General features: G+C 71.4%; 27 protein-coding genes. 21 read left to right on the forward strand and 6 right to left on the reverse strand.

Going from position 1 to position 26,488, the window contains the following annotated elements; all coding sequences use genetic code 11:
- The first annotated feature begins 83 nt into the window (after positions 1–83).
- The 4 genes from OG707_RS35030 to OG707_RS35045 all read left to right on the forward strand — a co-directional run bounded on the left by OG707_RS35030 (position 84) and on the right by OG707_RS35045 (position 3,303).
- On the forward strand, positions 84–959 hold the full coding sequence (locus OG707_RS35030) for an ABC transporter substrate-binding protein (protein WP_329125621.1): 876 nt from the start codon (positions 84–86) through the stop codon (positions 957–959).
- On the forward strand, positions 956–1,822 hold the full coding sequence (locus OG707_RS35035; RefSeq protein ID WP_329125623.1) for an amino acid ABC transporter permease: 867 nt from the start codon (positions 956–958) through the stop codon (positions 1,820–1,822). The genes OG707_RS35030 and OG707_RS35035 overlap by 4 nt, the downstream gene beginning before the upstream one ends.
- The gene (locus OG707_RS35040) at positions 1,819–2,607 is read left to right on the forward strand and encodes an amino acid ABC transporter ATP-binding protein (protein ID WP_329125625.1); all 789 of its coding nucleotides are present in this window, start codon (positions 1,819–1,821) and stop codon (positions 2,605–2,607) included. Before OG707_RS35035 ends, OG707_RS35040 begins: the two co-directional genes overlap by 4 nt.
- A 75-nt stretch (positions 2,608–2,682) precedes the next feature.
- Positions 2,683–3,303: a histidine phosphatase family protein gene (locus tag OG707_RS35045; RefSeq protein WP_329125627.1), complete on the forward strand. Its 621-nt coding sequence runs from the start codon at positions 2,683–2,685 to the stop codon at positions 3,301–3,303.
- On the opposite strand, the gene OG707_RS35050 is transcribed toward OG707_RS35045, so the two are convergent.
- Complete coding sequence (locus OG707_RS35050) at positions 3,293–4,063, reverse strand: DUF2127 domain-containing protein (protein ID WP_329125629.1); 771 nt, start codon at positions 4,061–4,063, stop codon at positions 3,293–3,295. The two genes, OG707_RS35045 and OG707_RS35050, sit on opposite strands and share 11 nt — an antisense overlap.
- Positions 4,064–4,196: 133 nt before the next feature.
- Here OG707_RS35050 and OG707_RS35055 point away from each other — a divergent pair, with 133 nt between their 5' ends.
- The 6 genes from OG707_RS35055 (at position 4,197) to OG707_RS35080 (ending at position 11,614) form a co-directional block, all read left to right on the forward strand.
- Positions 4,197–6,827 carry an ATP-binding protein gene (locus tag OG707_RS35055; RefSeq protein ID WP_329125631.1) on the forward strand — a complete coding sequence of 877 codons (2,631 nt, stop codon included), beginning with the start codon at positions 4,197–4,199 and terminating at the stop codon, positions 6,825–6,827.
- 262 nt (positions 6,828–7,089) lie between these two features.
- Positions 7,090–8,694 carry a sensor histidine kinase gene (locus tag OG707_RS35060; protein WP_329125633.1) on the forward strand — a complete coding sequence of 535 codons (1,605 nt, stop codon included), beginning with the start codon at positions 7,090–7,092 and terminating at the stop codon, positions 8,692–8,694.
- A complete protein-coding gene (locus OG707_RS35065) occupies positions 8,691–9,098 on the forward strand; it encodes a roadblock/LC7 domain-containing protein (RefSeq protein ID WP_329125635.1) in 408 nt (135 codons plus the stop codon). The genes OG707_RS35060 and OG707_RS35065 overlap by 4 nt, the downstream gene beginning before the upstream one ends.
- Complete coding sequence (locus OG707_RS35070; protein ID WP_329125637.1) at positions 9,095–9,481, forward strand: DUF742 domain-containing protein; 387 nt, start codon at positions 9,095–9,097, stop codon at positions 9,479–9,481. Before OG707_RS35065 ends, OG707_RS35070 begins: the two co-directional genes overlap by 4 nt.
- Positions 9,462–10,076 carry a GTP-binding protein gene (locus tag OG707_RS35075; protein ID WP_329125639.1) on the forward strand — a complete coding sequence of 205 codons (615 nt, stop codon included), beginning with the start codon at positions 9,462–9,464 and terminating at the stop codon, positions 10,074–10,076. The genes OG707_RS35070 and OG707_RS35075 overlap by 20 nt, the downstream gene beginning before the upstream one ends.
- A gap of 41 nt (positions 10,077–10,117) precedes the next feature.
- Positions 10,118–11,614, forward strand: coding sequence for a cytochrome P450 (locus OG707_RS35080; RefSeq protein WP_329125641.1), 1,497 nt, complete (start codon positions 10,118–10,120; stop codon positions 11,612–11,614).
- Positions 11,615–11,626: 12 nt separating this feature from the next.
- Here the strand turns inward: OG707_RS35080 and OG707_RS35085 are convergent, their stop codons facing one another.
- A complete protein-coding gene (locus OG707_RS35085) occupies positions 11,627–12,997 on the reverse strand; it encodes an aminopeptidase P family protein (protein WP_329128137.1) in 1,371 nt (456 codons plus the stop codon).
- A 129-nt stretch (positions 12,998–13,126) separates the two neighbouring features.
- Between OG707_RS35085 and OG707_RS35090 the strand changes: the two genes are divergently transcribed.
- From OG707_RS35090 to OG707_RS35115, 6 genes are read left to right on the forward strand one after another with little or no spacing between them, the layout of a single operon-like run.
- On the forward strand, positions 13,127–14,293 hold the full coding sequence (locus tag OG707_RS35090) for an NAD(P)/FAD-dependent oxidoreductase (protein ID WP_329125643.1): 1,167 nt from the start codon (positions 13,127–13,129) through the stop codon (positions 14,291–14,293).
- Complete coding sequence (locus tag OG707_RS35095; RefSeq protein ID WP_329125646.1) at positions 14,290–14,607, forward strand: (2Fe-2S)-binding protein; 318 nt, start codon at positions 14,290–14,292, stop codon at positions 14,605–14,607. Before OG707_RS35090 ends, OG707_RS35095 begins: the two co-directional genes overlap by 4 nt.
- Positions 14,594–16,012, forward strand: coding sequence for an FAD-dependent oxidoreductase (locus OG707_RS35100; RefSeq protein ID WP_329125648.1), 1,419 nt, complete (start codon positions 14,594–14,596; stop codon positions 16,010–16,012). Before OG707_RS35095 ends, OG707_RS35100 begins: the two co-directional genes overlap by 14 nt.
- Entirely contained in the window at positions 16,005–16,898 is an 894-nt protein-coding gene (locus tag OG707_RS35105; protein WP_329125651.1) for a dihydrodipicolinate synthase family protein, read from the forward strand. Before OG707_RS35100 ends, OG707_RS35105 begins: the two co-directional genes overlap by 8 nt.
- Positions 16,898–17,899 (forward strand): proline racemase family protein, encoded by a 1,002-nt coding sequence (locus OG707_RS35110; protein ID WP_329125654.1) that lies wholly within the window; start codon positions 16,898–16,900, stop codon positions 17,897–17,899. The genes OG707_RS35105 and OG707_RS35110 overlap by 1 nt, the downstream gene beginning before the upstream one ends.
- Positions 17,900–17,958: 59 nt before the next feature.
- On the forward strand, positions 17,959–18,645 hold the full coding sequence (locus tag OG707_RS35115; protein WP_329125655.1) for a GntR family transcriptional regulator: 687 nt from the start codon (positions 17,959–17,961) through the stop codon (positions 18,643–18,645).
- Here the strand turns inward: OG707_RS35115 and OG707_RS35120 are convergent.
- From OG707_RS35120 to OG707_RS35130, 3 genes are all read right to left on the reverse strand, one after another.
- A complete protein-coding gene (locus OG707_RS35120) occupies positions 18,642–19,604 on the reverse strand; it encodes a fibronectin type III domain-containing protein (protein WP_329125658.1) in 963 nt (320 codons plus the stop codon). The genes OG707_RS35115 and OG707_RS35120 overlap by 4 nt on opposite strands.
- 83 nt (positions 19,605–19,687) lie before the next feature.
- Positions 19,688–20,692, reverse strand: coding sequence for a DMT family transporter (locus OG707_RS35125; protein ID WP_329125660.1), 1,005 nt, complete (start codon positions 20,690–20,692; stop codon positions 19,688–19,690).
- Positions 20,689–21,504, reverse strand: a complete 816-nt coding sequence (locus OG707_RS35130; RefSeq protein ID WP_443071433.1) for a phosphatase PAP2 family protein — start codon at positions 21,502–21,504, stop codon at positions 20,689–20,691. The genes OG707_RS35125 and OG707_RS35130 overlap by 4 nt, the downstream gene beginning before the upstream one ends.
- Positions 21,505–21,644: 140 nt before the next feature.
- Here OG707_RS35130 and OG707_RS35135 point away from each other — a divergent pair, with 140 nt between their 5' ends.
- The 5 genes from OG707_RS35135 (at position 21,645) to OG707_RS35155 (ending at position 25,102) form a co-directional block, all read left to right on the forward strand.
- The gene (locus tag OG707_RS35135) at positions 21,645–22,256 is read left to right on the forward strand and encodes a TetR/AcrR family transcriptional regulator (RefSeq protein WP_329125664.1); all 612 of its coding nucleotides are present in this window, start codon (positions 21,645–21,647) and stop codon (positions 22,254–22,256) included.
- Positions 22,257–22,387: 131 nt separating this feature from the next.
- On the forward strand, positions 22,388–22,894 hold the full coding sequence (locus OG707_RS35140; RefSeq protein WP_329125665.1) for a DinB family protein: 507 nt from the start codon (positions 22,388–22,390) through the stop codon (positions 22,892–22,894).
- Positions 22,895–22,946: 52 nt separating this feature from the next.
- Entirely contained in the window at positions 22,947–23,606 is a 660-nt protein-coding gene (locus OG707_RS35145; protein WP_329125667.1) for a ThuA domain-containing protein, read from the forward strand.
- Positions 23,591–24,673 carry a Gfo/Idh/MocA family protein gene (locus OG707_RS35150; protein WP_329125669.1) on the forward strand — a complete coding sequence of 361 codons (1,083 nt, stop codon included), beginning with the start codon at positions 23,591–23,593 and terminating at the stop codon, positions 24,671–24,673. The genes OG707_RS35145 and OG707_RS35150 overlap by 16 nt, the downstream gene beginning before the upstream one ends.
- A gap of 24 nt (positions 24,674–24,697) precedes the next feature.
- On the forward strand, positions 24,698–25,102 hold the full coding sequence (locus tag OG707_RS35155; protein ID WP_329125672.1) for a YchJ family protein: 405 nt from the start codon (positions 24,698–24,700) through the stop codon (positions 25,100–25,102).
- Here OG707_RS35155 and OG707_RS35160 read toward each other — a convergent pair.
- Entirely contained in the window at positions 25,099–26,475 is a 1,377-nt protein-coding gene (locus tag OG707_RS35160; RefSeq protein WP_329125674.1) for a cytochrome P450, read from the reverse strand. The two genes, OG707_RS35155 and OG707_RS35160, sit on opposite strands and share 4 nt — an antisense overlap.
- Positions 26,476–26,488 lie beyond the last annotated feature (13 nt).

Raw genomic sequence — 26,488 nt, forward strand, 5'->3', positions numbered from 1 at the left:
CGGCACCGCAATCAAGTTCCCACCATGCGGACGATTTCCGTGCCGCCTCGACAGACCGCCCCGCCCCCTGCCACTCTCCCGCCATGCGCCTGATACGCCTCGCGACCTGCACCGCGACCACCCTCCTCGCCGCCGCGACCGCCGCCGGCTGTGCCCCGCAGAGCGACGGCACGTCGGACTCCGCCTCGTCGCCCACCACCACAACCTCCTGCGCCCCCGGCAAGCTGAGCACCCAGACCGCCGGCAAGCTCACCGTCGGCACCGACAAGCCCGCCTACGCCCCCTGGTTCCAGGACGACAAGCCCGCCAACGGAAAGGGCTTCGAGTCCGCCGTCGCGTACGCCGTCGCCAAGCAGCTCGGTTACGCGCCCGCCGACGTCGTCTGGCAGACCGTTCCCTTCAACAACGCCTTCTCGCCCGGCGTGAAGAAGTTCGACTTCGACCTCAACCAGATCTCGATCAGCGACACCCGCAGGAAGGCCGTCGACTTCTCCTCCGGCTACTACGACGTCCGCCAGGCCGTCATCGCCGTCAAGGGCTCGAAGGCGTACGGCGCCAAGACCGTCGCCGACCTCAAGAACGCCAAGCTCGGCGCCCAGGTCGGCACCACCAGTCTCGATGTCATCAACGACACGATCAAGCCCACCCAGACCCCCGCCGTCTTCCAGAAGAACGACTTCGCCAAGTCCGCCCTGAAGAACGGCCAGGTCGACGCGATCGTCGTCGACCTGCCCACCGCCTTCTACATCACCTCCGCCGAGGTGACGGACGCGAAGATCGTCGGCCAGTTCGACAGCACCGGGGGCAAGACCGAGCAGTTCGGGCTCGTCCTCGACAAGGGATCGAAGCTCACCTCCTGCGTCAGCGGCGCGGTCGACGCTCTCCGCAAGGACGGCACGCTCGCCGCCCTCGACAAGCAGTGGCTCTCCGAGGCCGTCGACGCCCCGGTGCTCAAGTGACGCTCGACAAGCAGGAGTTGTACGTACCGTCGGCGCGGCGGACCGAGCGGGAGCGCTACAGGCGCGTCCGCACCCGCCGCGCCACGGCGATCGCCGCCGTCTCCACCCTGGTGGTGGCCGTCGCGCTCTACGCCGGCATCGTCAGCTCGCCCGGCTGGCAGCGCACCCGCGAGACCTTCCTCAGCCTGGACGAGGCCCGCACCTCGTTCCCCGACATCATGCGGGGGCTGTGGCTCAACCTCCGGCTGATGGTGATCTGCGGGGCGCTGGCCTTCCTCTTCGGGCTACTGATCGCCGTCGCCCGCACCCTGCGCGGCCCGGTCTTCTTCCCGCTGCGCGCGCTCGCGGCCGCGTACACCGACTTCTTCCGCGGACTCCCGCTCATCATCAACCTGCTGGTGATGATCTTCGGCGTCCCCGCCCTGCGGCTGACCGGCGTCACCACCGACCCGATCGTCCTCGGCGGCGCGGCCCTGGTGCTCACCTACTCCGCGTACGTCGCCGAGGTCGTCCGGTCGGGCATCGAGAGCGTCCACCCCTCGCAGCGCTCCGCCGCCCGTTCGCTCGGCCTCTCCCACTGGCAGTCCCTGCGGCACGTCGTCCTGCCGCAGGCGGTCCGGCGCGTCGTGCCGCCGCTCCTCAACGACCTGGTGTCGCTGCAGAAGGACACCGGCCTCGTCTCGATCGGCGGCGCGATCGACGCCGTCTACGCGGCGCAGATCGTCGTCGGCAAGGACTTCAACTTCACGCCGTACATCGTCGCCGGGCTCGTCTTCGTCGCCCTCACGATCCCCATGACCCGCTTCACCGACTGGGTGACGGCCCGGATGGACCGCCGGCGCGCCCAGGGAGGAACCGTATGACGACCACCGAGGCGAAGGCGACCCCGAGCGCGACTCCGACCCCCGTCCTGCGGCTCGACTCCGTACGCAAGACCTTCGGCCGCGACACCCTCGTCCTGCGCGACGTCAGCCTCGACGTCGCCCCGCACACCGTGACCGCCCTCATCGGGACCTCGGGCTCCGGCAAGTCGACGCTGCTGCGGTGCGCGAACCTTCTGGAGGAGATCGACGACGGGGCGATCTACCTCGACGGCGAGGAGATCACCGACCCCCGGGTCGACGCCGACTCCGTACGCCGCAGGATCGGCGTGGTCTTCCAGGCGTACAACCTCTTCCCGCACATGTCCGTGCTCGACAACATCACCCTCGCGCCCCGCCGCGTCCACGGCGTGCCGAAGAAGGAGGCCGAGGAACGGGCGCGCGAACTGCTCGGGCGGCTCGGCCTCGGCGACAAGGCGGGCGACTACCCGGACCGGCTCAGCGGCGGCCAGCAGCAGCGCGCCGCGATCGTGCGCGCGCTCGCGGTACGGCCCCGGCTGCTGCTCCTCGACGAGATCACCGCGGCGCTCGACCCGGAGCTGGTGGGGGAGGTGCTCACGGTCGTACGCGACCTCAAGGAGGACGGGATGACCATGATCCTCGCCACTCACGAGATGGGCTTCGCCCGGGACGTCGCCGACCAGGTCTGCTTCCTCGACGGCGGTGTCGTCCTGGAGCGCGGCACCGCCGCGGACGTCTTCGGCGACCCGCAGCACGAGCGCACCCGGCGCTTCCTCAGCCGCATCACCGAGGCGGGACGCCTCTGAGGGAATGCCGGGCCGCCGTGGCACGCTGACCGATAGGTACAACATCAACAGCGGCAAAGAGGGCAGGCGACGGCCATGGGTGAGCTGATTCTCGTACGGCACGGCGAGACGAGCTGGAGCCGCACGATGAAACACACCAGCTGGACGGATCTGCCGCTGACGGAGGCGGGCGAGGCGCAGGCGCGCGCGGTCGCCCCGCTGCTCGCCGAGCGGCGGATCGCGCTGACGCTCACCAGTCCGCTCGCGCGGGCCAGGCGCACCGCCGAGCTGGCCGGGCTCGGCCCCACGTTCGTCGACGCCGATCTCCACGAGTGGGACTACGGGGCGTACGAGGGCATCACCAGCGTGGAGATCCACCGGGAGCGGCCCGACTGGGACCTGTGGACGCAAGGCGTCGCCGAGGGGCCGCCCGAACACCCCGGCGAGACCCCGCAGGAGGTCGGCGAGCGGGCCGACCGCGTCCTGAAGACGGTCGACGCCGCGCTGCGCGACGCCGACCTCGACGGGGACGGCGGAGACGTGGTGCTGGTCGCGCACGCACACTTCCTGCGGGTGCTCGCCGCCCGCAGGCTCGGGCTGCCGGCGTCCGCGGGCGCGCTCTTCCGGCTCGACACCGGCTCGGTGAGCAGGCTCGGCACCGAGCACGGGCGCCCGGTCGTCGCCGCCTGGAACGAGACCCCCGCCGTCACGCAGTGAGCGGCACCCCCGCGGTCGCCTCGACCTCGATGAGGGACGCGCTGTGGCGCTCCGCCTCGAAGGCGGGGTGGCCGCCGCGCAGCCCGAACAGCCGCTTGGTCAGCAGGATGTAGAGCACGGCGAGGATGTTCAGGCTCAGCGTGCCGATCTTCAACCAGCTGATCTTCTCCGTCAGTTCGTAGATCTCCAGGGGGAGGAAGGCCGCTGTGGCGACGACGGTCAGATACTCCGCCCAGCGCTTGGCCCGCCACAGTCCGACGGCCTCGACGAGCTCGATCAGCGCGTAGACGAGCAGCGCGGTGGCCACCAGGATCAGCGTGGAGTGCTTGTAGCCGAAGGTCTTCTGGATGGTGTCGACCACGGGGGAGTGGTCGAGGTCGTAGTGGAAGTGCCGGAAGACCGGGCGGAAGACCTCGAGGTTCTGGTCGAAGAAGCGGCGTACGGAGTCCTGGCTGTTGGAGAACTTCCACACCGCGGCCGCGGCCAGCACGATGAACACCCCGCGCACCGCCCGCTCCAGCGCCAGGAACCGCAGCACGAACAGATCGCGCAGCACCTTGCCGCGCGGCACCAGCGGGGCGTTCTCGGCCGGGCCCGCACCGTGCGGGTCGCCGAGCGCGAAGTCCCCGCAGCGCAGACAGCGCCAGGCCTCGCCCAGACCGGTCTCGGCGCGCAGCCGGCTGCGCAGGTCCGGTTCCTGCGGTGCGTAGGTGACGTGCCCCTTGCGTGCACACGTACGGCGGTCCCAGTCGATTTTCATGGACCGGAAGGTAGCGGAGGCCGCCGGCCGCCCGTGCGGCAGGGGTTGAACCGGGCGGATCCGCGCAGACCTTCCCGCGGAGGACCACCGCCGGGCTACGCTCGTAAGCCAGTACACCTTGGGGAAGGCTGAGATGACGGTGACCCGGCCGGAGGACCCGGAAGCCATCCCGCTGCTCGAGCGGGAGGCCGAACTCGCCGCGGGCGCGCGGGCCGTCGAGGCGCTGTGCGCGGGCGAGTCGTCCGGCGGGCTGCTGATCTACAGCGGCGAGGCGGGTCTCGGCAAGACGGCCCTGCTCAACGAGTTGCGCCGGAGCGCCGCAGGCCGCTGCACGGTCTGGTCGGCGCGCGGCGGCGAGGCCGTCACCTCCGTCCCCTTCCATGTCGTACGCCAGCTGCTGCAGCCCGCCCTGAACGAGCACGCGCCGTGCGACGTGCGGGAGTTGCTCGGCGACTGGTACGAGATCGTGGGCCCGGCGCTCGGGGTCGCACCGCCCAGCGGGCAGCTCGCCGACCCGCAGGGTGTCAGGGACGGCCTGGACGCGGTGGTCGTGAAACTGGCCGGGATGCACCGGCCGCTGGTCCTGGTCGTCGACGACGCGCACTGGGCCGACCTGGAGACCCTCGCCTGGCTCGCCGCCTTCGCCCGGCGGCCCGACGGACTCCCGGTCCTGATCGTCGTCGCGCACCGCACCGAAGACCCCGTCGGCGAGACCGCCGAGCACCTGAGCACGCTCGGGGAGGCCGCCGGCAACCGCAGCACGCTGCGCGCGTTCACCCCCGACGCCACCGCCACGCTGGCCCGTGCGGCGCTCGGCGAGCACAGCGACGACCCGTTCTGCCGCGAGGTGTGGGCGGTCACCGGCGGAAACCCGTACGAGACCGTCGAGCTCCTCGCCAAAGTGCAGGACGACTCCCTGGAACCGGTCGAGGACTCCGCGAGCGCCCTGCGCGCCATCGGAGCCGGGGCGCGCGGTTCCGGGCTGATCGCCCGGCTGGAGGAACTGGGCACCGGGGCAACGCGGTTCGCGTGGGCCGCGGCGATCCTGGGCACCGACATCTCGCTGGACCTGGCGGCGGCCCTGGCCGGGATGGGTCCGGCCGAGGCGGGAGCCTGCGCTCAGCGGCTGCGGGCCGCCCGGATCCTGGTGGGCCAGGATCCGATGGAGTTCGTCCATCCGCTGATCGCCGGTGGTGTCTACCGCGCCATCCCCGCAGGGGTGAGGACCGCCATGCACGGCCGGGCCGCCTGGGCTGTCAGCCGGGCCGGACGCCCCGCGGCGGCCGCCGCCCCGCATCTGCTCCAGGTGCACCCCGACCAGGACCCGGAGCTGGTCGAGCAGTTGCGTGCGGCAGCAGCCGAACACCTTGCCGTCGGCGCCCCGGACGCCGCGCGCCGCTGTCTGGAGCGCGCTCTGGAGGAGCCGCCGCTGACCGACGTACGGGCGGAGGTTCTGTACGAACTGGGCTGCGCCACACTCCTGACCTCGCCCGCCACCACCGTCGGCCATCTGCGGGATGCGCTCGCCCTGCCGGGCCTCGAGGGCGATCTGCGCGTGGACGCCGTCTTCCGGCTCTCCCAGGCGCTGGCGCACAACAACGAGATGCGGGAAGCGGCACGCGTGGTGGCCGCCGAGGCGGAACGCACCCCGGAGGGTCCCGCACGGATCAGACTGCAGACCGCGCACTTCCTCTGGGAGAGCGTCCAGGCCGTCGAGGACGACGGGCCGGGGCGCTCGCGCCGGCTGGCCGCGACGGCCGATCGGCTGAGCGGGCGCGACACCTCCGAGCGGGTGCTGCTGATGCTGCGCGCCTGGGACGCGACGAACCGCGGCGAGAGTGCCGTCGAGATCGTCCAGATCTGTGACCGCGCCCTGGTCAACGGGGGCCTCGCGCCCGGACTCGGCTGGACCGATCCCGCCTGGGGGTTCGAGCCGCTGGCCATGCTCGGGCTCAGTTATGCCTTCGCCGACCGGCTCGACCGGGCGGAGAGCCTGTTCGCGGAGGCGTTGCGTTCCTACGAGATCAGTGGCTGGAGCGGTGGGCATCTCTCCTTCGCCAACTGCTTCGTCGGCTATGTCATGCGCCGCCGCGGCCGGCTCGTGGAGGCCGAGACGTATGTGCGCGAGAGCCTGCGACTCGCCGAACGCGTCGGGAACGGCCTGCCCATGAACTGGGACGCGGCCTGCATGCTCATCGACATCCTGCTCGCCCGCGGCCATGTCGAAGAGGCCCAGGAGGCGGCCGACAGTTATGGATTCGTCCCGCCCTACCCCTCCACGATCGTCATCCCCGATGCGCCCTCGGTGCGCGGCCGGCTGCTGCTCGCCCAGGGGCGCACGAAGGAGGCCGTGGCCGAACTGGAGGCGGTGGGCGAGGCGTTGAAGGAGCGCGGGCGCCACAACGGCATCCTGGCACCCTGGGCCTGCGACCTGGCCAGGGCTCTGGCCGACGAAGACCCCCTCCGGGCGGCCGAGTTGGCTTCGTACGCGCGCGACCGCGCGGAGCGCTTCGGCACGGACACGGCCATCGGTGAGGCGCTGCGCTGCGCGGCGGCGCTGGAGGAAGGGCCGCGCGCCGTGGAGCTGCTGAGGGGGGCCGTCGCGTATCTGGAGGCTTCTCCGTGCGCATACGAACACGCCCTGGCCCGCGTCGAGTACGGCATCGCCGCTCGGTCGGCGGCCGAGCTGACCCGCGGTCTCACGCTGGCCGAGGCCTGTGGCGCCGACGGGCTGGCCGAGCGGGCCCGTATCGCCCTGAGCTGATACCAATTCGCCCCATCTGAAGGGCTGTTGGGTGCTCCTGTTCGGTTACTCCCGGTGCACAGGTCGACGCTGAGTGTGCAAAAAGAAGCGAGTCTATTCCTCTTGAGCGTCCCCTGTCCGGCGTTGCGTGAATATGCCTCAGCGCTGATCCCATGGGGCTACGCTCGCTCACTACGACATGGGTTGGCGTGTATTCATGCACTTGTTCCCACATGTCTTGATAGTTCGATTACCTCCCCCCGTCAACTGCCAGAGGGATCACATGGTTCGCGTTGAGGCGCCTCCAACCGACAGGACACTCCCGCTAGTTCGCGCGCTTCTGCTCTCCGTCGTCCTCACGTCCGCGGCCACGGCCGCCGGCGTGATCGCGGTGACCGAGCCCGCCCGGATACCGCTCGTGTGGGCCGGAGCCGCGGCCACCGTCGTGGTCGCCGGACTGGTCGCCGAGATCATCCGCCGCGCCGGCGTCGCGCGGCACCTGCACCACAGTTACGGCCAGCGGCTCGCGTTCCTGGAGCGCAGGCTCGCCGCGCACGACGCCGAGACCGTACGGCTCGCCAAGGAGCTCATGCCCGCGGCGGTCCACCGGCTCAAGCACGGTGAATCGCCCGAGGAGGTCATGCGCGTCCTGGTCGACAACAACGACACGTACCGGGACCTCCCGCCCGCGCAGCGCGAGATCCTGCACTCCCTGCTGCGGATCGTCGACGACGAAGAAGCCCAGCGCGAGGGATCCCAGCACGCCTTCGTGGGCATCGCCCGCCGCGTCCAGTCCATCGTGCGCCAGCAGGCCACGGAACTCCGGGACATGGAGGACGAGCACGGGCGCCAGCCCGAGGTCTTCGACGACCTGCTCCGCATCGACCACGGCAACGCCCTGATCGGCCGCCTCGCCGACTCCATCTCGGTGCTCGGCGGCGCACGCCCCGGACGCCAGTGGCCCAACCCGGTCCCGCTGTTCAGCGTGTTGCGCGGTGCGATGTCCCGCATCCTGGAGTACCCGCGTGTCGATCTGCACTCCATCGCCAAGGTCGCCATCGTCGGCCCGTCCGTCGAGCCGCTGATCCACGCCTGCGCCGAGCTCCTCGACAACGCCACCCGCTACTCGCCGCCGCAGACCCGCGTCCATGTCACCGCCGTCGAGGTGCAGACCGGGATCGCCATCGAGATCGAGGACGGGGGCGTCTCCCTCAGCGAGGAGTCCCGCAGGCGTGCCGAAGGCATGATCACCAGGGCCCAGGCCGGCGGCGGACTCAACGACCTCAGCGACTCGCCCCGACTCGGGCTCGCCGTGGTCGGCCGTATCTGCCAGAAGTACAACTTCAAGATCGCACTGCGCCAGTCCGCGTACGGCGGCGTCCGCGCGGTGCTCATCGTGCCGCGCGAGGTCATCACCTCGGGACCTGCCCCCGGTATCGCCCACGGCATCGGCGCCACGGCGATCGCCAACGCCGCCCCCGGACCCGACCCGCTCGAGGGCCGCAACCACGGGCGCAAGAAGCCGCGCAAGCCCGCCGGTCCCCAGCGCACCACCCTGCCGGCCCCCGTGTCGCTGCCCGCGTCGCTCTCCATGGAGGACGACGTCCCGGTCGTGACCGAGTGGACCCCCAACGGACTCCCGCAGCGCCGCTCCCGGCTGCGGACACCGCTCCCGGCGGAGGTCCCGCAGGCACCGGCCGAGCCGTTCATCCCGCAGCCGTACACGCCCGAGCCGTACACACCCGAACAGCCCCAGGGGCACGACGAGTTCGACGAGTACGACGAGAAGAAGACGGAGGACGAGCCCGGTCCGGGCATCTGGCTCGATGCCTTCACCAAAGCCGTCAACGGTGTGCCGCAGGATCCGTCAGAGGGGGACCCGAAGTGATTCAGCAACTGGGCAGCATGGACTGGATGCTCAAGGACCTCGCCGACAACGTTCCGGGCGTCCACCAGATCGTGGTCCTCTCGGCGGACGGACTGCGCATCGCCCGGCACGGCGGCGACCCGGACGGGGCCGACCGGCTCGCCGCCGCCTGCGCCGGGCTCCAGTCGCTGGCCGCCGCGGTCGCCACCGAGATTCCCGACAGCGACGGACGGATGAGACTCGTCGTCATCGAGATCACCGGTGGCTACTTCTACTTGATGGCGGTCTCCACCGGCTCGTACCTCGCGGTCCTCACCGACGAGCACGTGGACGCCGGCCTGGTGGGGGCCGCGATGCGCGACATGGTCGTACGGATCGGGGCGCATCTGGCGAGTCCGCCGCGCCATGACGGGAAGGCGGGATGAGCGACGACGACCCCCGTCGACAACGCAGGCAACGCCGGAAGCCGGTCAAGGCCCAACAGGACCCGGAACGGCTGTACGTGATCACCGGCGGACCGGACGGCGGCGAGCGTGCCGCGCTCGATCTGGTCACCATCGTCGTCGCCCGGGCCAAACCCACCCCGACCGTCCAGCCGGAACAGGCCGCGATCGTCAGGCTCTGCACGTCACCCCTGTCGGTGGCCGAGGTCTCGGCCTATCTGAGCCTGCCGTTCAGCGTGGTGACCGCGCTGCTGACCGATCTCCTCGCGGCCGAACTGGTCGAGTCGCGCGCGCCCATCGTCCGCGCCGCGCTCCCCGACCGGGCCCTTCTCGAAGCGGTGATGCATGGACTCCAGAAGCTCTGACACGATCCCGGGCCCCCGGAAGGAGGACGTGCTCCCGGACACGGCCACCGCCGCGGTCAAGATCGTGATCGTCGGCGGGTTCGGGGTGGGCAAGACGACCATGGTGCGCTCGGTCAGCGAGATCCGTCCGCTGACGACCGAGGAGACCATGACCAAGGCCGGGGTCGGCGTGGACGACAACCGCGGCGTGGAGAACAAGACCGCCACCACGGTGGCGATGGACTTCGGCCGCATCAGCATCAGCGAACAACTGGTGCTCTATCTCTTCGGCACACCCGGCCAGGAACGCTTCTGGTTCCTCTGGAACGGCCTCTTCGAGGGTGCCCTCGGCGCCGTCGTCCTGGTCGACACCCGCCGCCTCGAAGTCAGCTTCGACGTCATCGGGCGCCTGGAGGAGCGCGGGGTGCCGTTCGTCGTCGCCATCAACACCTTCCCCGACGCGCCGCGCCACCCGCTGGAGAGCCTGCGCACCGCACTCGACCTGCCCCCCGAGGTCCCGATAGTCGACTGCGACGCCCGCCGGCGCGACTCCAGCCGCGACACCCTCATGACGCTGATGCGCTATCTGCACTCCCTGGCCATGCAGCGGGCCTGACCCCCTCAACTTCACTCCCGTACGCACGAATTGGAGCGATCGTGACCACGCCTTACGACTTTGAACCCGGCCAGGAACCGCCCCCGCAGTGCCCCGCGCACGGACTCGGCGCCGGCGGACTGCGCAGGCTGTACGGGGCCGAGGCCGAGAACGACCCCATGGGTGTCTACGAGAAGCTGCGCGCCGAGCACGGCCCCGTCGCCCCCGTACTCATCCACGGCGACGTCCCCGCCTGGCTGGTGCTCGGTCACACCGAGAACCTCTACATGACGCGTACGCCCTCGCTCTTCTCCCGCGACTCCCGCCGCTGGGCCCGCCTGCACGACGGCTCGATCGCCCCCGACAACCCGCTCACCCCGGTCTTCACCTGGCAGCCCATGTGCGTCTTCGCCGACGGTGCCGAGCACGAGCGCACCCGCAGCGCCGTCACCCACGCCATCGACCGGATCGACACCCGGGGCACCCGCCGCTTCATCAACCGCTACAGCAACCGGCTCGTCAACGACTTCTGCGAGCAGGGCCGCGCCGACCTCGTCGGCCGGTTCGCCGAGCACCTGCCGATGATGGTGATCTGCCAGATCCTCGGCATGCCGGAGGAGTACAACGAGCGCCTCGTGCAGGCCGCCCGCGACATGATCAAGGGCACCGAGACCGCGATCGCCTCCAACGCCTATGTGATGGCCGCGCTGATGCGCCTGGTCTCCGCGCGCCGTGCCGCCCCGGAGAACGACTTCGCCAGCCGACTCATCCAGCACCCGGCCGGACTCACCGACGACGAGGTCGGCCAGCACCTGCGCCTCACCCTCATCGCCGCGTACGAGACGACGGCGAACCTCATCGCCAATGTGCTGCGCATGGTCCTCACCGACCCCCGCTTCCGCGCCCAGCTCAGCGGCGGCCACATGACCGTTCCCGAGGCGGTGGAGCAGACCCTGTGGGACGAGCCGCCGTTCACGACGATCCTCGGCCGCTGGGCGACCTGCGACACCGAACTGGGCGGCCAGCAGATCAAGGCCGGTGACGCGCTGATCGTCGGGATCGCCCCGGCCAACGTCGACCCGGTCGTACGCCCCGACCCGCACGCCTCGATGATGGGCAACCGCGCCCATATGTCGTTCAGCGGCGGCGCGCACGAATGTCCTGGGCAGGACATCGGACGCGCCATCGCCGAAGTCGGCGTCGACGCCCTGCTGATGCGCCTCCCGGACATCGAACTGGCCGTGGAGGAACATGAGTTGCGCTGGATCAGCGCACTCATGTCGCGCCATCTGGTCGAACTCCCGGTGAAGTTCCAGGCGCAGCCGCCGCAGGACATCACCATGCCGCCCGACCCGGCGGCCTCCCGGCGGCCGGTGCCGGAGTGGGAGGTCACCATGGATCCGCAGGCGGGGAACGGATCCGCGCCGGTGCCGCCGCAGGCCGCGCCCTTCGAGGCGCCGCACCAGCCGCAGCCCGCGGCGTACATCCCCGCCCAGCGCAGGCCCTCCGCGCCCAAGCGGCTGTGGCAGTCCGTCTCCCGCTGGTGGCGCGGCTACTGAACCCGGGCGGGATCAGGGGGTGATGGGAGTCCCCTGCAGACCGGCCATCCATGCCTCGACCTCTTCGGACCGGCGCGGCAGCGCGCCCGACAGGTTCTCGTTGCCGTCCTCGGTCACCAGGATGTCGTCCTCGATGCGCACGCCGATGCCCCGGTACTCGGCGGGAACGGAGAGGTCGTCGGCCTGGAAGTAGAGGCCGGGCTCGACGGTGAGGACCATGCCCGGTTCCAGGACGCAGTCCACATAGGCCTCGTTGCGGGCCTGGGCGCAGTCGTGGACGTCCAGGCCGAGCATGTGTCCGGTCCCGGCCATCGTGAAGCGGCGCTGCAGGTTCAGTTCGTACACGCGCTCCGCGGGGCCTTCGAGGAGGCCCCACTCGACCAGGCGCTCGGCGAGGAGGCGCTGGGAGGCCTCGTGGAAGTCCCGGTAGTGGCCGCCGGGGACCACGGCGTCGATCCCGGCCTGCTGGGAGTCGTACACCGCGTCGTAGATCTTGCGCTGGAGCGGGGTGAAGGTGCCGGAGACGGGGAGGGTGCGGGTGACGTCGGCGGTGTAGAGGGTGTCGGTCTCCACGCCCGCGTCGAGCAGCAGGAGTTCGCCCGGGCGGACCGGGCCGTCGTTGCGGATCCAGTGCATGATCGTGGCGTGCTCGCCTGCCGCGCAGATCGAGCCGTAGCCGACGTCGTTGCCCTCGACGCGGGCGCGGCGGAAGAAGGTGCCTTCGAGCCAGCGCTCGGAGGTGGCGACCGCGTGCGCCAACTCCTTGACGACATCGGTGAATCCGTGGGTCGTCGCGTCGCACGCCTTGCGCATCTCGCCGATTTCCCAGGCGTCCTTGACGAGGCGGAGCTCGGAGAGCGCCTCCTCCAGCTCGGCGTCGCGCTCGGGGTCGGTGGTGACCGCGGCCTCGAGCCGGCCGTCGTGGCCGCGGATGATGCGGGTCGGCGCCTCGGGGAGCGCGGCCAGCTCGGCCGCGGCTTCCTGTACGTCGTGCACGGGCATGCCGAGGCGGGCCTCCTGCTCGGCGAGGGAGTGGCGGCGGCCGACCCAGAGTTCGGCGGTGGAGGCGCCCAGCCAGAAGGAGCCGTCCTCGCGGGAGGAGCGGGGGAGCTGGAAGCAGTACGCGTCGTGGCCGCCGCCGGCCCTGGGCTCCAGGACGAGGAGGCCGTCGACGCCCTGGTCGCCGGTGAGGTGGACGTAACCGCTGTAGGGGCGGAAGGGGTAGTCGCTGTCGTTGGAGCGGACCTTGAGCCGGCCGGCCGGGATCAGCAGGCGCTCGCCGGGGAAGCGGGCGGAGAGGGCGGCGCGGCGGGCGGCGGCGTACGGGGCCTGCTCGACGGGGTCGAGGTCGTGGAGCTCCGTATCGGCCCAGTCCTTGCGCATCAGTGCGGCGAGCTCGTCGGGCACGGAGGGATAGAGGCTGTTCTTGCGGGCCACGGGGGCTCCTTCGTCGTCGGGGATTCCAGCCTAGAGACCCTTGGGCGGAATGGAAACATGTGACATAGTACTGGCGTGAGCAATCGACTGACCTGCGATGTTGTGGTCGTCGGGGCGGGAATGGTGGGTGCGGCCTGCGCCTTCTACGCCACCCGGGCCGGCCTGTGCGTGACCGTCGTCGACCGCGGTCCCGTGGCCGGCGGCACCACGGGGGCGGGCGAGGGGAATCTGCTGGTCTCCGACAAGGAGCCGGGGCCCGAGCTCGATCTCGCGCTGTACTCGGGCCGGCTGTGGAAGGACGTCGCGGCCGAACCCGGACTGGGCGAAGCCGTCGAGTTCGAGCCCAAGGGCGGCCTGATGGTCGTCTCCGACCCCGCCGGGATGCGCGCGCTGGAGGTCTTCGCGACCGGACAGCGCGCCCACGGCGTCGAGGCGCAGTCGGTCGCCGCGGACGCACTGCACGAGCTGGAGCCGCACCTCGCGGACGGGCTCGGCGGCGGCATGTACTACCCGCAGGACTGCCAGGTGATGCCCACCCTCGCCGCCGCCCACCTGATCCGCCGCTCCGGGGCCTCGCTTCACACGGGTCGGGCCGTCACGGGAGTACTGCGTGGCGCCGACGGCAGGTTGACGGGCGTACGCACCGACGGTGGCGACATCCACGCCCCGGCCGTCATCAACGCGGCGGGCACCTGGGGCGGCGAATTCGCCGCGCTCGCGGGCGTCCACCTGCCCGTGCTGCCGCGCCGAGGCTTCGTCCTGGTGACCGAACCGCTGCCCGCCGGGGTCGTGCGCCACAAGGTGTACGACGCCGACTACGTGGCCGATGTCGCCAGCGACTCGGCCTCGCTGCAGAGCTCGGCCGTGGTGGAGTCCACCGCGGCGGGACCGGTGCTGATCGGCGCGACGCGCGAACGGGTCGGATTCGACCGCACGTTCTCGCTGCCCGCGGCCCGCATCCTGGCGGCGCAGGCCACCGCGCTCTTCCCCGTACTGGGAAAGGTGCGGGCGATGCGCAGTTATCTGGGCTTCCGCCCGTACCTCCCCGATCACCTCCCGGCGATCGGCCCCGACCCCCGGCTGCCCGGGCTGTACCACGCCTGCGGACACGAGGGCGCGGGCATCGGACTGAGCCTGGGTACAGGGCAGTTGATCGCCCAGTCGCTCACGGACAAGACCCCGGACCTGGACCTCGCCCCGTTCGGGCCCGACCGCTTCCCCGCAGAGGAGGGCCAGAGGTGAGCGACCGTCGTACCCCTCTCGACCTGGTACGGGCCGAACCCGGACCCGCGTACACCGCCACCTTCGACGGCCGCGAGATCCAGGTGCTGCCCGGCCAGACGGTCGCGGCCGCCCTCTGGTCCGCAGGTGTCACGTCCTGGCGCACCACCCGGAGGACCGGCGAGCCGCGCGGAGTCTTCTGCGGAATCGGCGTCTGCTTCGACTGCCTGGTGACGGTCAACGGCCGCCCCAACCAACGGGCTTGCCTCGTCCCGGCGGAGCCCGGCGACGCCATCACCACACAGGAAGGGACCGGCCACGATGAACTCCGCTGAGCACCAGGACCTCGCGGTGATCGGCGCGGGCCCGGCCGGGGTCGCCGCCGCCCTGGCGGCCGCGGACGCGGGCGCACGTGTGACGATCCTGGACTCCGCACCGCAGGCGGGCGGCCAGTTCTACCGCCGCCCCGCCGCCGGACTCGGCGCACGGCGCCCGCAGGCGCTGCACCACGCGTGGGGGACCTGGCAGTCACTGAACGCCCGCCTCCGGGCACATGTCGAGGCCGGCCGCGTACGGCATGTGACGGACCGTCATGTCTGGTTCGTGGAACGCCTGGAGACCCGCTTCACCGTGCACGCGCTCATCGGTCCCGAGCAGACCGAGCCCGACACCGTCACCGCCGACGCCGTGGTGCTCGCCACCGGCGGGTACGAGAAGGTCCTTCCGTTCCCCGGCTGGACGCTGCCCGGCGTCGTGACCGCGGGCGGCGCGCAGGCCATGCTCAAGGGCGGGCTCGTGCTCCCCGGGCGTACCGCTGTCGTCGCCGGGACCGGGCCGCTGCTGATGCCGGTCGCCGCCGGACTCGCCGCTGCGGGTGCCACCATCGCCGCGTACATCGAGTCCGCCGACCCCAAGTCCCTTGCGCGGCACGCCTCCACGCTCGTTCGGAACCCGGCGAAGCTCGCCGAGGGCGCACAGTACGGCGCCGCGCTCGCCCGCCGCCGCATCCCCGTGCGGACCCGCCACACCGTCGTACGGGCACACGGCACCGGCCGGCTCGAAGCCGTCACCGTCGCCGCCCTCGACGCGGACGGCCGCATCAGGCCCGGCACCGCGCGGCGCATCCCCTGCGACACCCTCGCCGTCGGCCACGGCATGCTGCCGCACACAGACCTGGCCCAGGCGCTCGACTGCACCCTCGACGGAGTGAACGTCGCCGTCGACGACGAGCAGCGCACCGACGTCCCCGGAGTCTGGGCGGCCGGCGAGGCCACCGGCATCGGGGGAGCGGTGCTCTCCCGCGCGGAGGGCGAGATCGCCGGACTCTCCGTCGCCGCACGGCTGTTGGGCGCCGCCCCCGACCCCCGCGTGCTGTCCGCCGCCGAGAGCGTCCGCACCCGGCTCCGTGCCTTCTTCGCCGCGATCGACACCGTGTACGCCCCGCCCGCGCACTGGGCCGAGTCCGTCACCGACGACACCGTGGTCTGCCGCTGCGAGGAGGTCACCGCAGGGGAGATCCGCGAGGCGGTCGACGGACTCGGCGCCGGAGATCTGCGTACGGTCAAACTCCTCACCCGCGCCGGAATGGGCTGGTGCCAGGGCCGAGTCTGCGCCCCCGGGGTCGCGGGTGTCGCGGGCTGCCCCGCGGACACCGCCCGACGGCCCTTCGCCCGCCCCGTACCGCTGGACGTACTCGCCCAGCCGGGCAACCCATCACGAAATGAGGCCTCGCATGACTGAGACGACCCACCCCTGGCACGGCGTCCTCGTCGCCACCGCCCTCCCTCTCCGCGACGACCTGAGCGTCGACTTCGAGGCCTACGCCGAGCACTGCCGCTGGCTGATCGCGAACGGCTGCGACGGCGTCGTCCCCAACGGCTCCCTCGGCGAGTACCAGGTCCTCACCGACGAGGAGCGCATCCGGGTCGTCGAGACCGCCGTGGCTGCCGTCGGCGGTGCACGCGTGATGCCCGGAGTCGCCGCCTACGGATCCGCCGAGGCCCGCCGCTGGGCCGAGCAGGCGCGCGACGCGGGCTGCGCGTCCGTGATGCTGCTCCCGCCGAACGCGTACCGCGCCGACGAGCGCTCCGTCCTCGCGCACTACGCCGAGGTCGCGCAGGCGGGCATCGACATCGTCGCGTACAACAACCCGCACGACACCAAGGTCGACCTGACCCCCGCCCTGCTCGCCCGGCTCCACGCGGCCGGACACATCCGCGCCGTCAAAGAGTTCTCCGGAGACGTCCGCCGCATCTACGAGATCGCCGAACTCGCCCCCGGCCTCGATGTGTTGATCGGCGCCGACGACGTCCTCCTGGAACTCGCCATAGCCGGAGCCAAGGGCTGGGTCTCCGGCTACCCCAACGCCCTCCCGCGCTCCACCGTCGAGCTCTACAAGGCGGCCACGGCAGGCGACCTCACCACCGCGCTCCCGCTCTACCGGCAGCTGCACGCGCTCCACCGCTGGGACTCCAAGGTCGAGTTCGTCCAGGCCATCAAGCTCTCCATGGACATCGTCGGCCGCCACGGCGGCCCGGTCCGCCCGCCACGCGTCCCGCTCCTGCCCGAGCAGGAGAAGGCGATCCGCGCCGCCACCGAGAAGGCCGTCGCGGAGGGGCTCAGCTGATGCGCAGCAAACTCGTCCTGCACGCCGTCGACTCGCACACCGAGGGCATGCCCACCCGGGTGATCACCGGCGGCGTAGGGGTGATCCCCGGCGCCACCATGATGGAACGGCGCAACCACTTCATCGAGCACATGGACGAACTGCGCACCTTCCTGATGTACGAACCGCGCGGCCACGCCTCGATGAGCGGCGCGATCCTCCAGCCGCCGACCCGCCCCGACGCGGACTTCGGCGTCCTCTACATCGAGGTCTCCGGTCTCCTGCCGATGTGCGGCCACGGCACCATCGGCGTCGCGACCGTCCTCGTGGAGACCGGAATGGTCCCGGTCGTCGAACCGGTCACCACCATCCGCCTCGACACCCCGGCCGGGCTCGTCGTCGCCGAGGTCGCCGTCGAGGACGGCGCCGCGCGCTCCGTCATCATCCGCAACGTCCCCTCCTTCTCCGTCGCCCTCGACCGCAAGGCCGTCCTCCCCGACGGGCGCACCGTCACCTACGACCTGGCGTACGGAGGGAACTTCTACGCGATCCTCCCGCTCGACCAGTTCGGCATCCCCTTCACCCGCGACCGCAAGGACGAGATCCTCGCCGCGGGCCTGACCCTGATGGACGCCATCAACCTGGACGAGGAGCCCGTCCACCCCGAGGACCCCTCCATCCGCGGCGTCCACCACGTCGCCCTGCTCGCCCCCGGGTCGGACGCCGTCCGCTCGCGCCATGCGATGGCCATCCACCCCGGCTGGTTCGACCGCTCCCCCTGCGGTACGGGCACGAGCGCACGCATGGCGCAGCTGCACGCCCGAGGCGAACTCGCCCTGGACACCGACTTCGTCAACGAGTCCTTCATCGGGACCTCCTTCACGGGCCGCCTCACCGGCACCACCGAGGTGGCAGGCCTGCCCGCGGTCCACCCGAGCATCACCGGCCGTGCCTGGGTGACCGGCACCGCGCAGTACCTGCTGGACCCCACCGACCCGTTCCCGGCCGGATTCCTTCTCTGATCAGCGCATAATGACCGTCAGTTCATGCAGTACATGACATTGCCGCAAGGAGCCCCCCGATGGCCGCGACCCGCAACCGCGCCGCTTCCCCCGCACCCGAACTGCCCGTGCTCGGGGGCAGGCGCGAGAGCTTCCGGGAGCGGGTCGCCGACGCGCTGCGGGCCGCGCTCATCGCGGGCGAACTGCTGCCCGGCGAGGTGTACTCCGCACCCACCCTCGCCGCCCGCTTCGGCGTCTCGGCGACCCCGGTGCGCGAGGCGATGCTGGACCTGGCCAAGGAGGGCCTGGTCGACACCGTCCCGAACAAGGGGTTCCGGGTCACCGCGGTCTCGGAGAAGCAGCTCGACGAATACACGCACATCCGCCGCCTGATCGAGATCCCCACGACGATCGGCCTCGCGGAGAGCGCCGATCCGGCCGCCCTGGAGGCGCTGCGCCCGGTCGCCGAGGCGATCGTCACCGCGGCGGCGGCGGGCGATCTCATCGCGTACGTCGAGGCGGACACCCGCTTCCACCTCGGCCTGCTGGCCCTCTCCGGCAACGAGCACCTGGTCGAGGTGGTGGGCGATCTCCGCAAGCGCGCCCGCCTGTTCGGCCTCACCGAGCTGGTGAAGCACGGCCGTCTGGAGGCCTCCGGCCAGGAACACATCGAACTCCTCGACGCGCTGCTGGCCCGCGACACCGACGCCGTACGCGAAGTGATCACCCGCCACATCGGCCACGTCCGCGGCCTCTGGGCGCACTAGCGCGGCGTCACCACGGTCCGCTCCGCCGAGAAGGTCCCCCAGTCGCCGTCCGGCAGCCTGGCACGGATCTTCACCGCGTACGAGGTGCCGGCCTTCTCGGTGACGACGAAGCGGTACGTCGCCCGGTCCCGCGGCGCGGCGGCGCCGTACGCGATGGTCGTGGTCAGCCGCCCGTCCAGGTACATCTGATACTCCTTCACCTCGCCGCCCGTACGCGGCACCGTCCACGCCAGCTCCACGGCCCGCTCGCCCTTGGCGGTGCGGGCCGTCGCCGTGAACGCGGTCGGCTCCGTGCTGGGGCCCTGGCCCGGGGCCGACGCGGTGGTGAGGTCGGCCGAAGGGCTGGGCGGGGACGCGTTGTCCGCGCCGTCCCTGGCCCTGACGGTGAAGGTGTAGACGGTGGCCGGGCGCAGTCCGGTGAGGTGCGCCGCCGTGGCGTTCCCGCCGACCGTGTGGATCTTCGACTGACCCTGGTAGATGTCGTACGAGGTCACGCGCACGTTGTCCCGCGCGACACCCCACTGCAGCGTCGCCGCCCGCGCCCCGTCGGCCACAGCCCGCAGACTCCCGGGCGCGGAGGGCGCCTTGTGGTCGTCGGGGACCTCCGCCGGCAGCGTCACCGCGACCTCCTTGCCGGCCGGCGAAGCGTTGCCCGCCGCGTCCAGGGCGCGCACGGTGAAGGTGTACGTGGACGACGCCGAGAGCCCGCCGATGTCGACCATGGTCGTGCCGGCCCCGACGGTCTTGACCCGCACGCCCGCCCGGAACACCTCGTAGCGGGTCACGCCGTCCTGCTTCGCAGCCTGCCCCCACATCACATGCGCCGACGTCGCACTGCTCGCCTGCACGCTCACCCCGCCCGGCGCGGGCGGGCGCTGGGTGTCCGGCTGCTGCCCGGAACAGGCGGCGAGCAGCAGCAGTCCGAGTGCTGCGGCGGCGAGGGTCGGGATGCGGCGCACGCGCGGGCCTCCGTCCGACGGGAATGGTCTGGACCATGTATGGCACAGAGCGCGCCCGTCAACAAGGGGGCGTGTACGCGTACTTACCTGCCGGGCGGCGCCGAGGAGGAGTGGGAGAGTGCCGGTGCCGGCGGGAAGGGAATCGTGGTCCGCTGCACCGGCACACCGGGCAGCACCGGGATGCCGGGCAGCCCGACGAGATCCGGGTACGAGGGCGCTGGCGGCAGCGCTGCGGGTACGGCGGCGGGTACGGCGGCCGGCGTCTCGACCGGAGCGGTCCGGGTGAGCAGGAACACGCCGAGGGCGGCGGCCCCCGCACCCGTCAGAGCGAGCAGCAGCCCCGCGACGCCACCGGTGAGCTGCTCGCCGAGCAGGGTCAGTCCGATCACCGAGGCGGCGATCGGATTGGCCAGGGTGACCACGGCGAGCGGTGCGCCGAGACCGTCGCGGTAGGCGGTCTGCGAGAGCAGCAGCCCGCCCGCGGCGAAGGCCGCGACCAGCACCGCCACCAGGACGACCTGCCAGGTCAGCAGCGGGCCCGAGCGCTCGGTGACCGAGACCGTCACGGTCTGGGTGAGGGCCGAAGCCACCCCGGAGGCGATCCCGGACGCGGCCGCGAACCGCAGCCCCGAGTGCCGGCCCCGGCGGGAGAGACCGGCGACCAGAACCATCGTGACGGCCGCGACGCCCAGCGCCTCGGGGGCGGCCAGGGTGTCGTCGGGAGCGTGACCGCCCGCGGTCAGCAGGAGTGCGCCGAGGCCCACCAGGGTCAGCACGGTGCCGCGCCACTCGAAGCGCCCCACGCGCCGGCCCGCGAGACGCGCGCCGAGCGGGACCGCGGCGACCAGCGTGAGCGCGCCGAGCGGCTGGACGAGGGTGAGCGAGCCGTACTTCAGCGCCGCCACGTGCAGCAGGGCGCCGGTGGCGTTGAGCCCGACCGAGGCCCACCAGGCGCCGCGCCCGAGCAGCCGCAGGACGCCGGCGGAGGGTGCGGTGCGGGAGGCGAGGCGCTCCTGGGCGACGGCGGCGGTCGCGTAACCGATCGCGGAGAGCAGTGAGAGGACGACGGCGGTGACGGTGGCGTTCATCGGGCGGCCCCCGATCCGGCGAGTTCACGCACGGGTTCTTGAGCGGGTACGGGCGCGGGCTCGGGCTCTTCGCGTACGGAAGGCTCGGCGCGCGGGAGGCGGAAGACCGCCAGCGCGATGCCCAGCAGCGCGGTCGCCGCGATCGCGTCCAGCCAGTAGTGGTTCGCGGTGCCGACGACCACCAGGAGCGTCAGCAGCGGGTGCAGCAGCCAGAGCCAGCGCCACCGCGAGCGGGTCGCTGCGATCAGGCCGATGGCCACCATCAGTGCCCAGCCGAAGTGCAGCGAGGGCATCGCGGCGAACTGGTTGGCCATCGAGTCGGTGTCCGGGTTCGCGCCGTACACCGAGGGTCCGTAGACCTGTGCCGTATCGACGAGGTGCGTCGCGGCGAGCATGCGCGGGGGAGCGAGGGGGAACAGGAGGTGCAGTGCGAGCGCGGCGCCGGTGAGTGCGGCCAGGACACGCCGGACCGGGGTGTAGAAGAGCGGCCTGCGCCAGTACAGCCAGGCCAGGAAGGCGATGGTGGCCGGGAAGTGGACGGTCGCGTAGTAGGTGTTCGCCACCTGTATGAGCGCGTCGCCGTGCAGCAGCAGGTGCTGCACTCCGGCCTCGCTGGGCAGGTGCAGATCGCGCTCGGCGTTCCAGACGTGCCCGGCGTTGCGGAAGGCTTCGCCGAGATGGCCATTGGCAGCGAGCCTGCCGAACTTGTACACCAGGAAGAGTCCGGCGACGAGCAGCAGCTCGCGCACGAGGGGCGGGCGGGCAGAAGTGTCCGTCTCCCTTTCGGCAGGCTCATGTCGGGCGTGCATCACCCGTGCCCCTTTGCATTCCAGTCATCGACAGATCGACAAGACGCCAGAACGCGTCGTATCGATACGCCAGTGTACCGATACGGCTGCGTATCGGTACACTGGCGTATCGATGCTGCTCGTCACACCGAAAGGGAGAGCTCATGCCGTCGCCCCAGGACTCCGCGATCACGTCGTCGCGCTCCAAGATCACGCCCGAGCGGGCGCAGGAGTTCTACGACGCGGTGCTCACCCTCCTCAGGGAGGGCGGCTACGACGCGCTGACCATGGAGGGCGTCGCCGCACTCAGCCGCTGCGGCAAGTCCACGCTCTACCGGCAGTGGGGGACCAAGCCCCAGCTGGTGGCCTGCGCGCTGCGCGGGAACAAGGCCGCCACCATCGCGGACATCGACACCGGCACCCTCGCCGGGGACCTGCGCCAGGTGGCGCGGGCGCTCGGCGACCACGCCGGGCACGACACCCCGCTGATGCACGCGATCAGCCAGGCGGCCCTGCAGAATCCGGAGCTGATGGAAGCGCTGCGCGAGGCGCTGATCGCGCCGTTCGCGGCGGCCTTCGACGCCATGCTCGCCCGAGGGGTGGAGCGCGGCGAGATCGCGGCGGACAACCCCGCGAAGGAGTTCGTCGCGGCGCAGCTGCTGGGTGTGATCCGTACCCGGCCGATGTTCGAGGGGAAGGACGCCGACGAGGCGTTCCTCACCAGCTTCATCGAGTGCGCGCTCTTCCCCGCGCTCGGACTCACCGAGTCCCCCTAGACAGGCTGCCGTCGTCCGAGCGGAACGACGACAGCCGGCGCCGCACCGTGGGGACGGGGGCGGCGCACCCCGTGAACCGGAGGGCGCCCTGCACGCAGGGCGCCCTCCGGCGCTCCGTATGATCGCGCTCCATGACGGACAACCGGATCGGACCGCCGCTGCGCGGCGACGAGCGCGAGACCCTGCGCGCCTTCCTCGACTACCACCGGGCCACGCTGGCCATGAAGTGCGAGGGGCTCATCGACGACGACCTGAAGCGCAGGTCGATGCCGCCGTCGACGCTCACGCTGCTTGGCCTGGTGCGGCACATGTGCGAGGTCGAACGCACCTGGTTCCGCAAGGTGATCAACGGCGAGGACATCCACCTCGTCTGGTCGGCCGAGGACGACTACCAGGTCGCGTACGACGCCGAGGCCTCCACCCGCTCCGAGGCGTTCGCCGCCTGGGAGGCGGAAGTCGAGCACTCCCGGCGCATCGAACGGGAGGCGGAGTCCCTCGATGTCACCGGCTACAACAAGAAGTGGGGCGAGGACGTGTCGCTCCGGCTGGTGATGCTCCACCTCATCCACGAGTACGCACGCCACAACGGCCACGCCGATTTCCTCCGCGAGGGGATCGACGGGACCGTCGGGGCCTGAGAAGGAACGATTCGCCGGTTGAGCGCCGAGCTGCGCGGGGAGGGTGGGGAGCATGACTTCGGAATCCCGTAAGGCCCTCCTCGTGCGCGGCGGTTGGGAAGGGCACCAGCCGGTGAAGATCACCGAGCTGTTCGTGCCTTTCCTCCGTTCCCACGGTTTCGACATCGATGTCAGCGAAACCCTTGAGGTGTACGCCGACGCTCAACGCCTCGCCGCCACCGATCTGGTGGTCCAGTGCTGGTCCATGGGAGAGATCACCGCCGCCCAGAGCGAGGGACTCGCCGCCGCCGTACGCGCGGGGACCGGCCTGGCCGGCTGGCACGGCGGGATCGTCGACGCCTTCCGCGGCGACATCGGCTACCACCGGTTGACCGGCGGGCAGTTCCTCATGCACCCGCCCGGATTCCACGACCACGAGGTCACCTTCGTACCCGGCAGGGCGAACCACCCCGTCGTCACCGGCCTCGCCGATTTCCGTGTCCACACCGAGCAGTACTGGATGTCCACGGACCCACTGATCGACGTCCTCGCCACCACCGTCTTCCCGCCGGGCGAGGAGTACGACCGTCCGGTCACCATGCCCGCCGTCTGGACCAGGAACTGGGGCGCGGGCCGCGTTTTCGTCTCCACCATCGGCCACAAGCCGGACGACTTCGACGTGCCCGAGGTGCGGGCCCTCACCGAGAGGGGGCTGCTGTGGGCGAGCCGCTGAGGATCGGCATGGTCGGCGCGGGCAAGATCAGCGGGGCCTACCTGGACACCTTCGTGAAAAGCGACTCCGTACGGCTCACCGCCGTCACGGACCTCGACCCGCACCGCGCCCGGACGGCCGCCGACCGGATACCGGGGGCCGAAGTCGCCGGATCTCTCGCGGAGTTGGTCGTACGCGACGACGTCGACGCCGTACTCAACCTCACCGTCCCCGCCGTGCACGCCCAGGTGGCCCTCGCCGCCCTCGCCGCGGGCAAGCACGTCTACGGCGAGAAGCCCCTGGCCGCCACCCGGGAGGAGGCCGACGCGATCCTCGCCGCGGCCCGTGCGGGCGGGCTGCGCGTGGGCTGCGCACCGGACACCGTGCTCGGCACCGGTACGCAGACCGCACGCAAGGCCGTCGACGACGGGCTCATCGGCAGGCCCGTCGCCGCCACCGCCTTCATGGCCTCGGCAGGCCCCGAATCCTGGCACCCCGACCCGGAGTTCTACTACCGGCCGGGCGGCGGACCGCTGCTCGACATGGGTCCGTACTACCTCTCCTCCCTCGTCCATGTCCTGGGCCCGGTCGTCCGCGTCACGGGCGCCGCGTCGCGCACCCGTACCGAACGGGACATCGGCAGCGGACCCCGGGCGGGGACGCACTTCCCGGTGGAGGTGGACACCCATGTCACCGGGGTCCTGGAGCATGCGGGCGGCGCCCTGACGACCCTCCTGATGAGCTTCGACATCCAGGCGGCGCGGCTCCCGCGCATAGAGGTGCACGGAACCGGAGGCTCGCTATCGGTCCCCGACCCCAACGGATTCGACGGCCTGGTCGAGTACCACCGGGCAGGCGGGGAATGGCAGTTGCTGCCCGTTTCGGCGGGCTACCGGGGCGCGGGACGCGGCACCGGGCTCGTGGATCTGGCCGACGCGCTGTCGGCGGGCCGTCCGCACCGCGCCTCGGCCGGTCTCTCCCGGCACGTGCTCGATGTGATGCTCACGCTGCTGGACGCGGCGCGGGAGGGTGCGGCACTGTCCGTGCGGAGCAGCTGCGAACGCCCCGAGCCGGTGCACATGCGGTAGCCGGGCACCGGCAGAATGACCGCCATGCCCCGTACCACTGCCACGTCTCCCTGCCCCTGCGGGCTTCCCGCCCCGTACGCCTCCTGCTGCGGCCGCTACCACTCCGGTGCGGCCGCGGCCCCCACGGCGGAGGCGCTGATGCGCTCGCGCTACAGCGCCTTCGTCGTCCAGGACGCCGCGTACCTGCTGCGGACCTGGCACCCCACGACCCGGCCGCCCGGCATCGAATTCGACGCGGGTCAGCGGTGGCAGGGGCTGGAGATCCTGGAGGCGACGGAGGGCACCGCCTTCCACACGAAGGGGACGGTCACCTTCCGCGCGCGCTGGACGTACCAAGGCGAGGCCGACTCGCTCTACGAGCGCAGCCGTTTCGAGCGGGTCGACGGCGCCTGGGTGTACGTGGACGGAACCTTCGAGGAGTCCGCCTAGGAGGCCGCGGCGGCCTGCCTGCGGGCGTGCAGCCGCAGTGGCAGATGTTCCGGATGAAGGCTGACCGACAGCCGGGAGGGGCGGATCTGGACTCCGGAGGCGGGAGACAGGCTCCACCGGGACGCGATCGTGGCCAGTGCGAGCACGGTCTCGGCCATGCCGTAGGTGTCGCCGATGCACTTGCGTGCTCCTCCGCCGAAGGCGACGAAGGCTCCGCGCGGAAGGCCGGATGCACGTTCGGGCAGCCATCTGTCCGGATCGAATGCGTGGGGGTCCGGGAAGAGGTCGGGGCGCCGTTGAACGGTGACAGGGCTGAACAGGATGGCGGTTCCGGGGGGCAGGTGCCGGCCGGCCAGTTCGACCTCTTGGGTCGTGGTGCGGGTCAGCAGCCAGCCGGGCGGGTACAGGCGCAGCGTTTCCGTGAGTACGCGGCTGGTGAAGGTCAGTTGTGACAGGTCCTTCCACTCGGCAGGTCGCCCGCCGAGGACCTGGTCGACCTCCTCCTGGAGCCGGCGTTCGGCTTCGGGATTCGTGGACAGCAGGTGAAGTGCCCAAGCGAGGGCGGCAGCGGTGGTGTCCCCTCCCCCCAGCAGCATGGTGATGAGGTGATCGCGGATCTCCGCATTGCTCATCTCCTGGCCGTCCGGCCCGGAACCGGAGTCGAGGAGGATGGGCAGGATGCCGCCGGAGTCCGTCGCCTCCTTCCGGTGCGCCTCGATCATGCGATCGACGGTGTCGAGAAGGTTCTTGACGGCGGTCTGGAAGCGGCGGTTCGCCGGGGTGGGGATCCTGCGCAGAGCGGGCGGGGTGAGCATCCGCAGGAAACTGCCGTTGAACACGGTGTCGAACGAGCGGCGGACCACTTCGATGGTTTCCGCGTCGACGGTGGTGGAGAACAGGGTCCGTGTCACGGTCCGCAGGGCGAATCCGTACAGCTGAGGAAATACGTCGATTTCCTGGCCGTCTTTCCAGTCCCGGGTCAGCGTGGAGATCTCGTCCCCCATCACGGCGGCATGACCTTCGACGAGCGCCGGGTGGAAGGCGGGCTGGATGAGGCGGCGTTGCCGCCGATGGTCCTTGTGGGTCGATGTTCCCAGACCGTTGCCCACGAAATCGCGGAGCCGGTCCATGACCGGCCCTCCTTTGTCGTAGACGCTGTCATTGGTCAGGATGTGCCAGACAATCTCGGGATGGCACGGTACGAAGGCCGGTTGCGGTCCCAGCCTGATTTCGACCAGGTCGCCGATCGTGGAGAGCGACTCGAGGAATTCCAGGGGCTGCCTCCACAACTGCCATCCGTGACCGATGGCGGGATGTGCCCCGGGTGCGGTGCCGGAGGTGAGTTGGGCGGCCGAAGGCGCGTGTCCGAGCATGGTGGTTCCTCCT

Origin of the sequence: Streptomyces sp. NBC_01465 (genome assembly GCF_036227325.1) — a bacterium.
GTDB lineage: Bacteria > Actinomycetota > Actinomycetes > Streptomycetales > Streptomycetaceae > Streptomyces.

Excerpts from the sequence above, each read along its gene's own strand:
- OG707_RS35160 (WP_329125674.1), bottom strand. The coding sequence starts at position 26,475 with ATGCTCGGACACGCGCCTTCGGCCGCCCAACTCACCTCCGGCACCGCA.
- OG707_RS35145 (WP_329125667.1), top strand. The coding sequence starts at position 22,947 with ATGACTTCGGAATCCCGTAAGGCCCTCCTCGTGCGCGGCGGTTGGGAA.
- OG707_RS35070 (WP_329125637.1), top strand. The coding sequence starts at position 9,095 with ATGAGCGACGACGACCCCCGTCGACAACGCAGGCAACGCCGGAAGCCG.
- OG707_RS35140 (WP_329125665.1), top strand. The coding sequence starts at position 22,388 with ATGACGGACAACCGGATCGGACCGCCGCTGCGCGGCGACGAGCGCGAG.
- OG707_RS35075 (WP_329125639.1), top strand. The coding sequence starts at position 9,462 with ATGGACTCCAGAAGCTCTGACACGATCCCGGGCCCCCGGAAGGAGGAC.
- OG707_RS35110 (WP_329125654.1), top strand. The coding sequence starts at position 16,898 with ATGCGCAGCAAACTCGTCCTGCACGCCGTCGACTCGCACACCGAGGGC.
- OG707_RS35125 (WP_329125660.1), bottom strand. The coding sequence starts at position 20,692 with ATGAACGCCACCGTCACCGCCGTCGTCCTCTCACTGCTCTCCGCGATC.
- OG707_RS35060 (WP_329125633.1), top strand. The coding sequence starts at position 7,090 with ATGGTTCGCGTTGAGGCGCCTCCAACCGACAGGACACTCCCGCTAGTT.
- OG707_RS35045 (WP_329125627.1), top strand. The coding sequence starts at position 2,683 with ATGGGTGAGCTGATTCTCGTACGGCACGGCGAGACGAGCTGGAGCCGC.
- OG707_RS35085 (WP_329128137.1), bottom strand. The coding sequence starts at position 12,997 with ATGCGCAAGGACTGGGCCGATACGGAGCTCCACGACCTCGACCCCGTC.
- OG707_RS35135 (WP_329125664.1), top strand. The coding sequence starts at position 21,645 with ATGCCGTCGCCCCAGGACTCCGCGATCACGTCGTCGCGCTCCAAGATC.
- OG707_RS35040 (WP_329125625.1), top strand. The coding sequence starts at position 1,819 with ATGACGACCACCGAGGCGAAGGCGACCCCGAGCGCGACTCCGACCCCC.
- OG707_RS35030 (WP_329125621.1), top strand. The coding sequence starts at position 84 with ATGCGCCTGATACGCCTCGCGACCTGCACCGCGACCACCCTCCTCGCC.
- OG707_RS35055 (WP_329125631.1), top strand. The coding sequence starts at position 4,197 with ATGACGGTGACCCGGCCGGAGGACCCGGAAGCCATCCCGCTGCTCGAG.
- OG707_RS35155 (WP_329125672.1), top strand. The coding sequence starts at position 24,698 with ATGCCCCGTACCACTGCCACGTCTCCCTGCCCCTGCGGGCTTCCCGCC.
- OG707_RS35050 (WP_329125629.1), bottom strand. The coding sequence starts at position 4,063 with ATGAAAATCGACTGGGACCGCCGTACGTGTGCACGCAAGGGGCACGTC.
- OG707_RS35100 (WP_329125648.1), top strand. The coding sequence starts at position 14,594 with ATGAACTCCGCTGAGCACCAGGACCTCGCGGTGATCGGCGCGGGCCCG.
- OG707_RS35115 (WP_329125655.1), top strand. The coding sequence starts at position 17,959 with ATGGCCGCGACCCGCAACCGCGCCGCTTCCCCCGCACCCGAACTGCCC.
- OG707_RS35105 (WP_329125651.1), top strand. The coding sequence starts at position 16,005 with ATGACTGAGACGACCCACCCCTGGCACGGCGTCCTCGTCGCCACCGCC.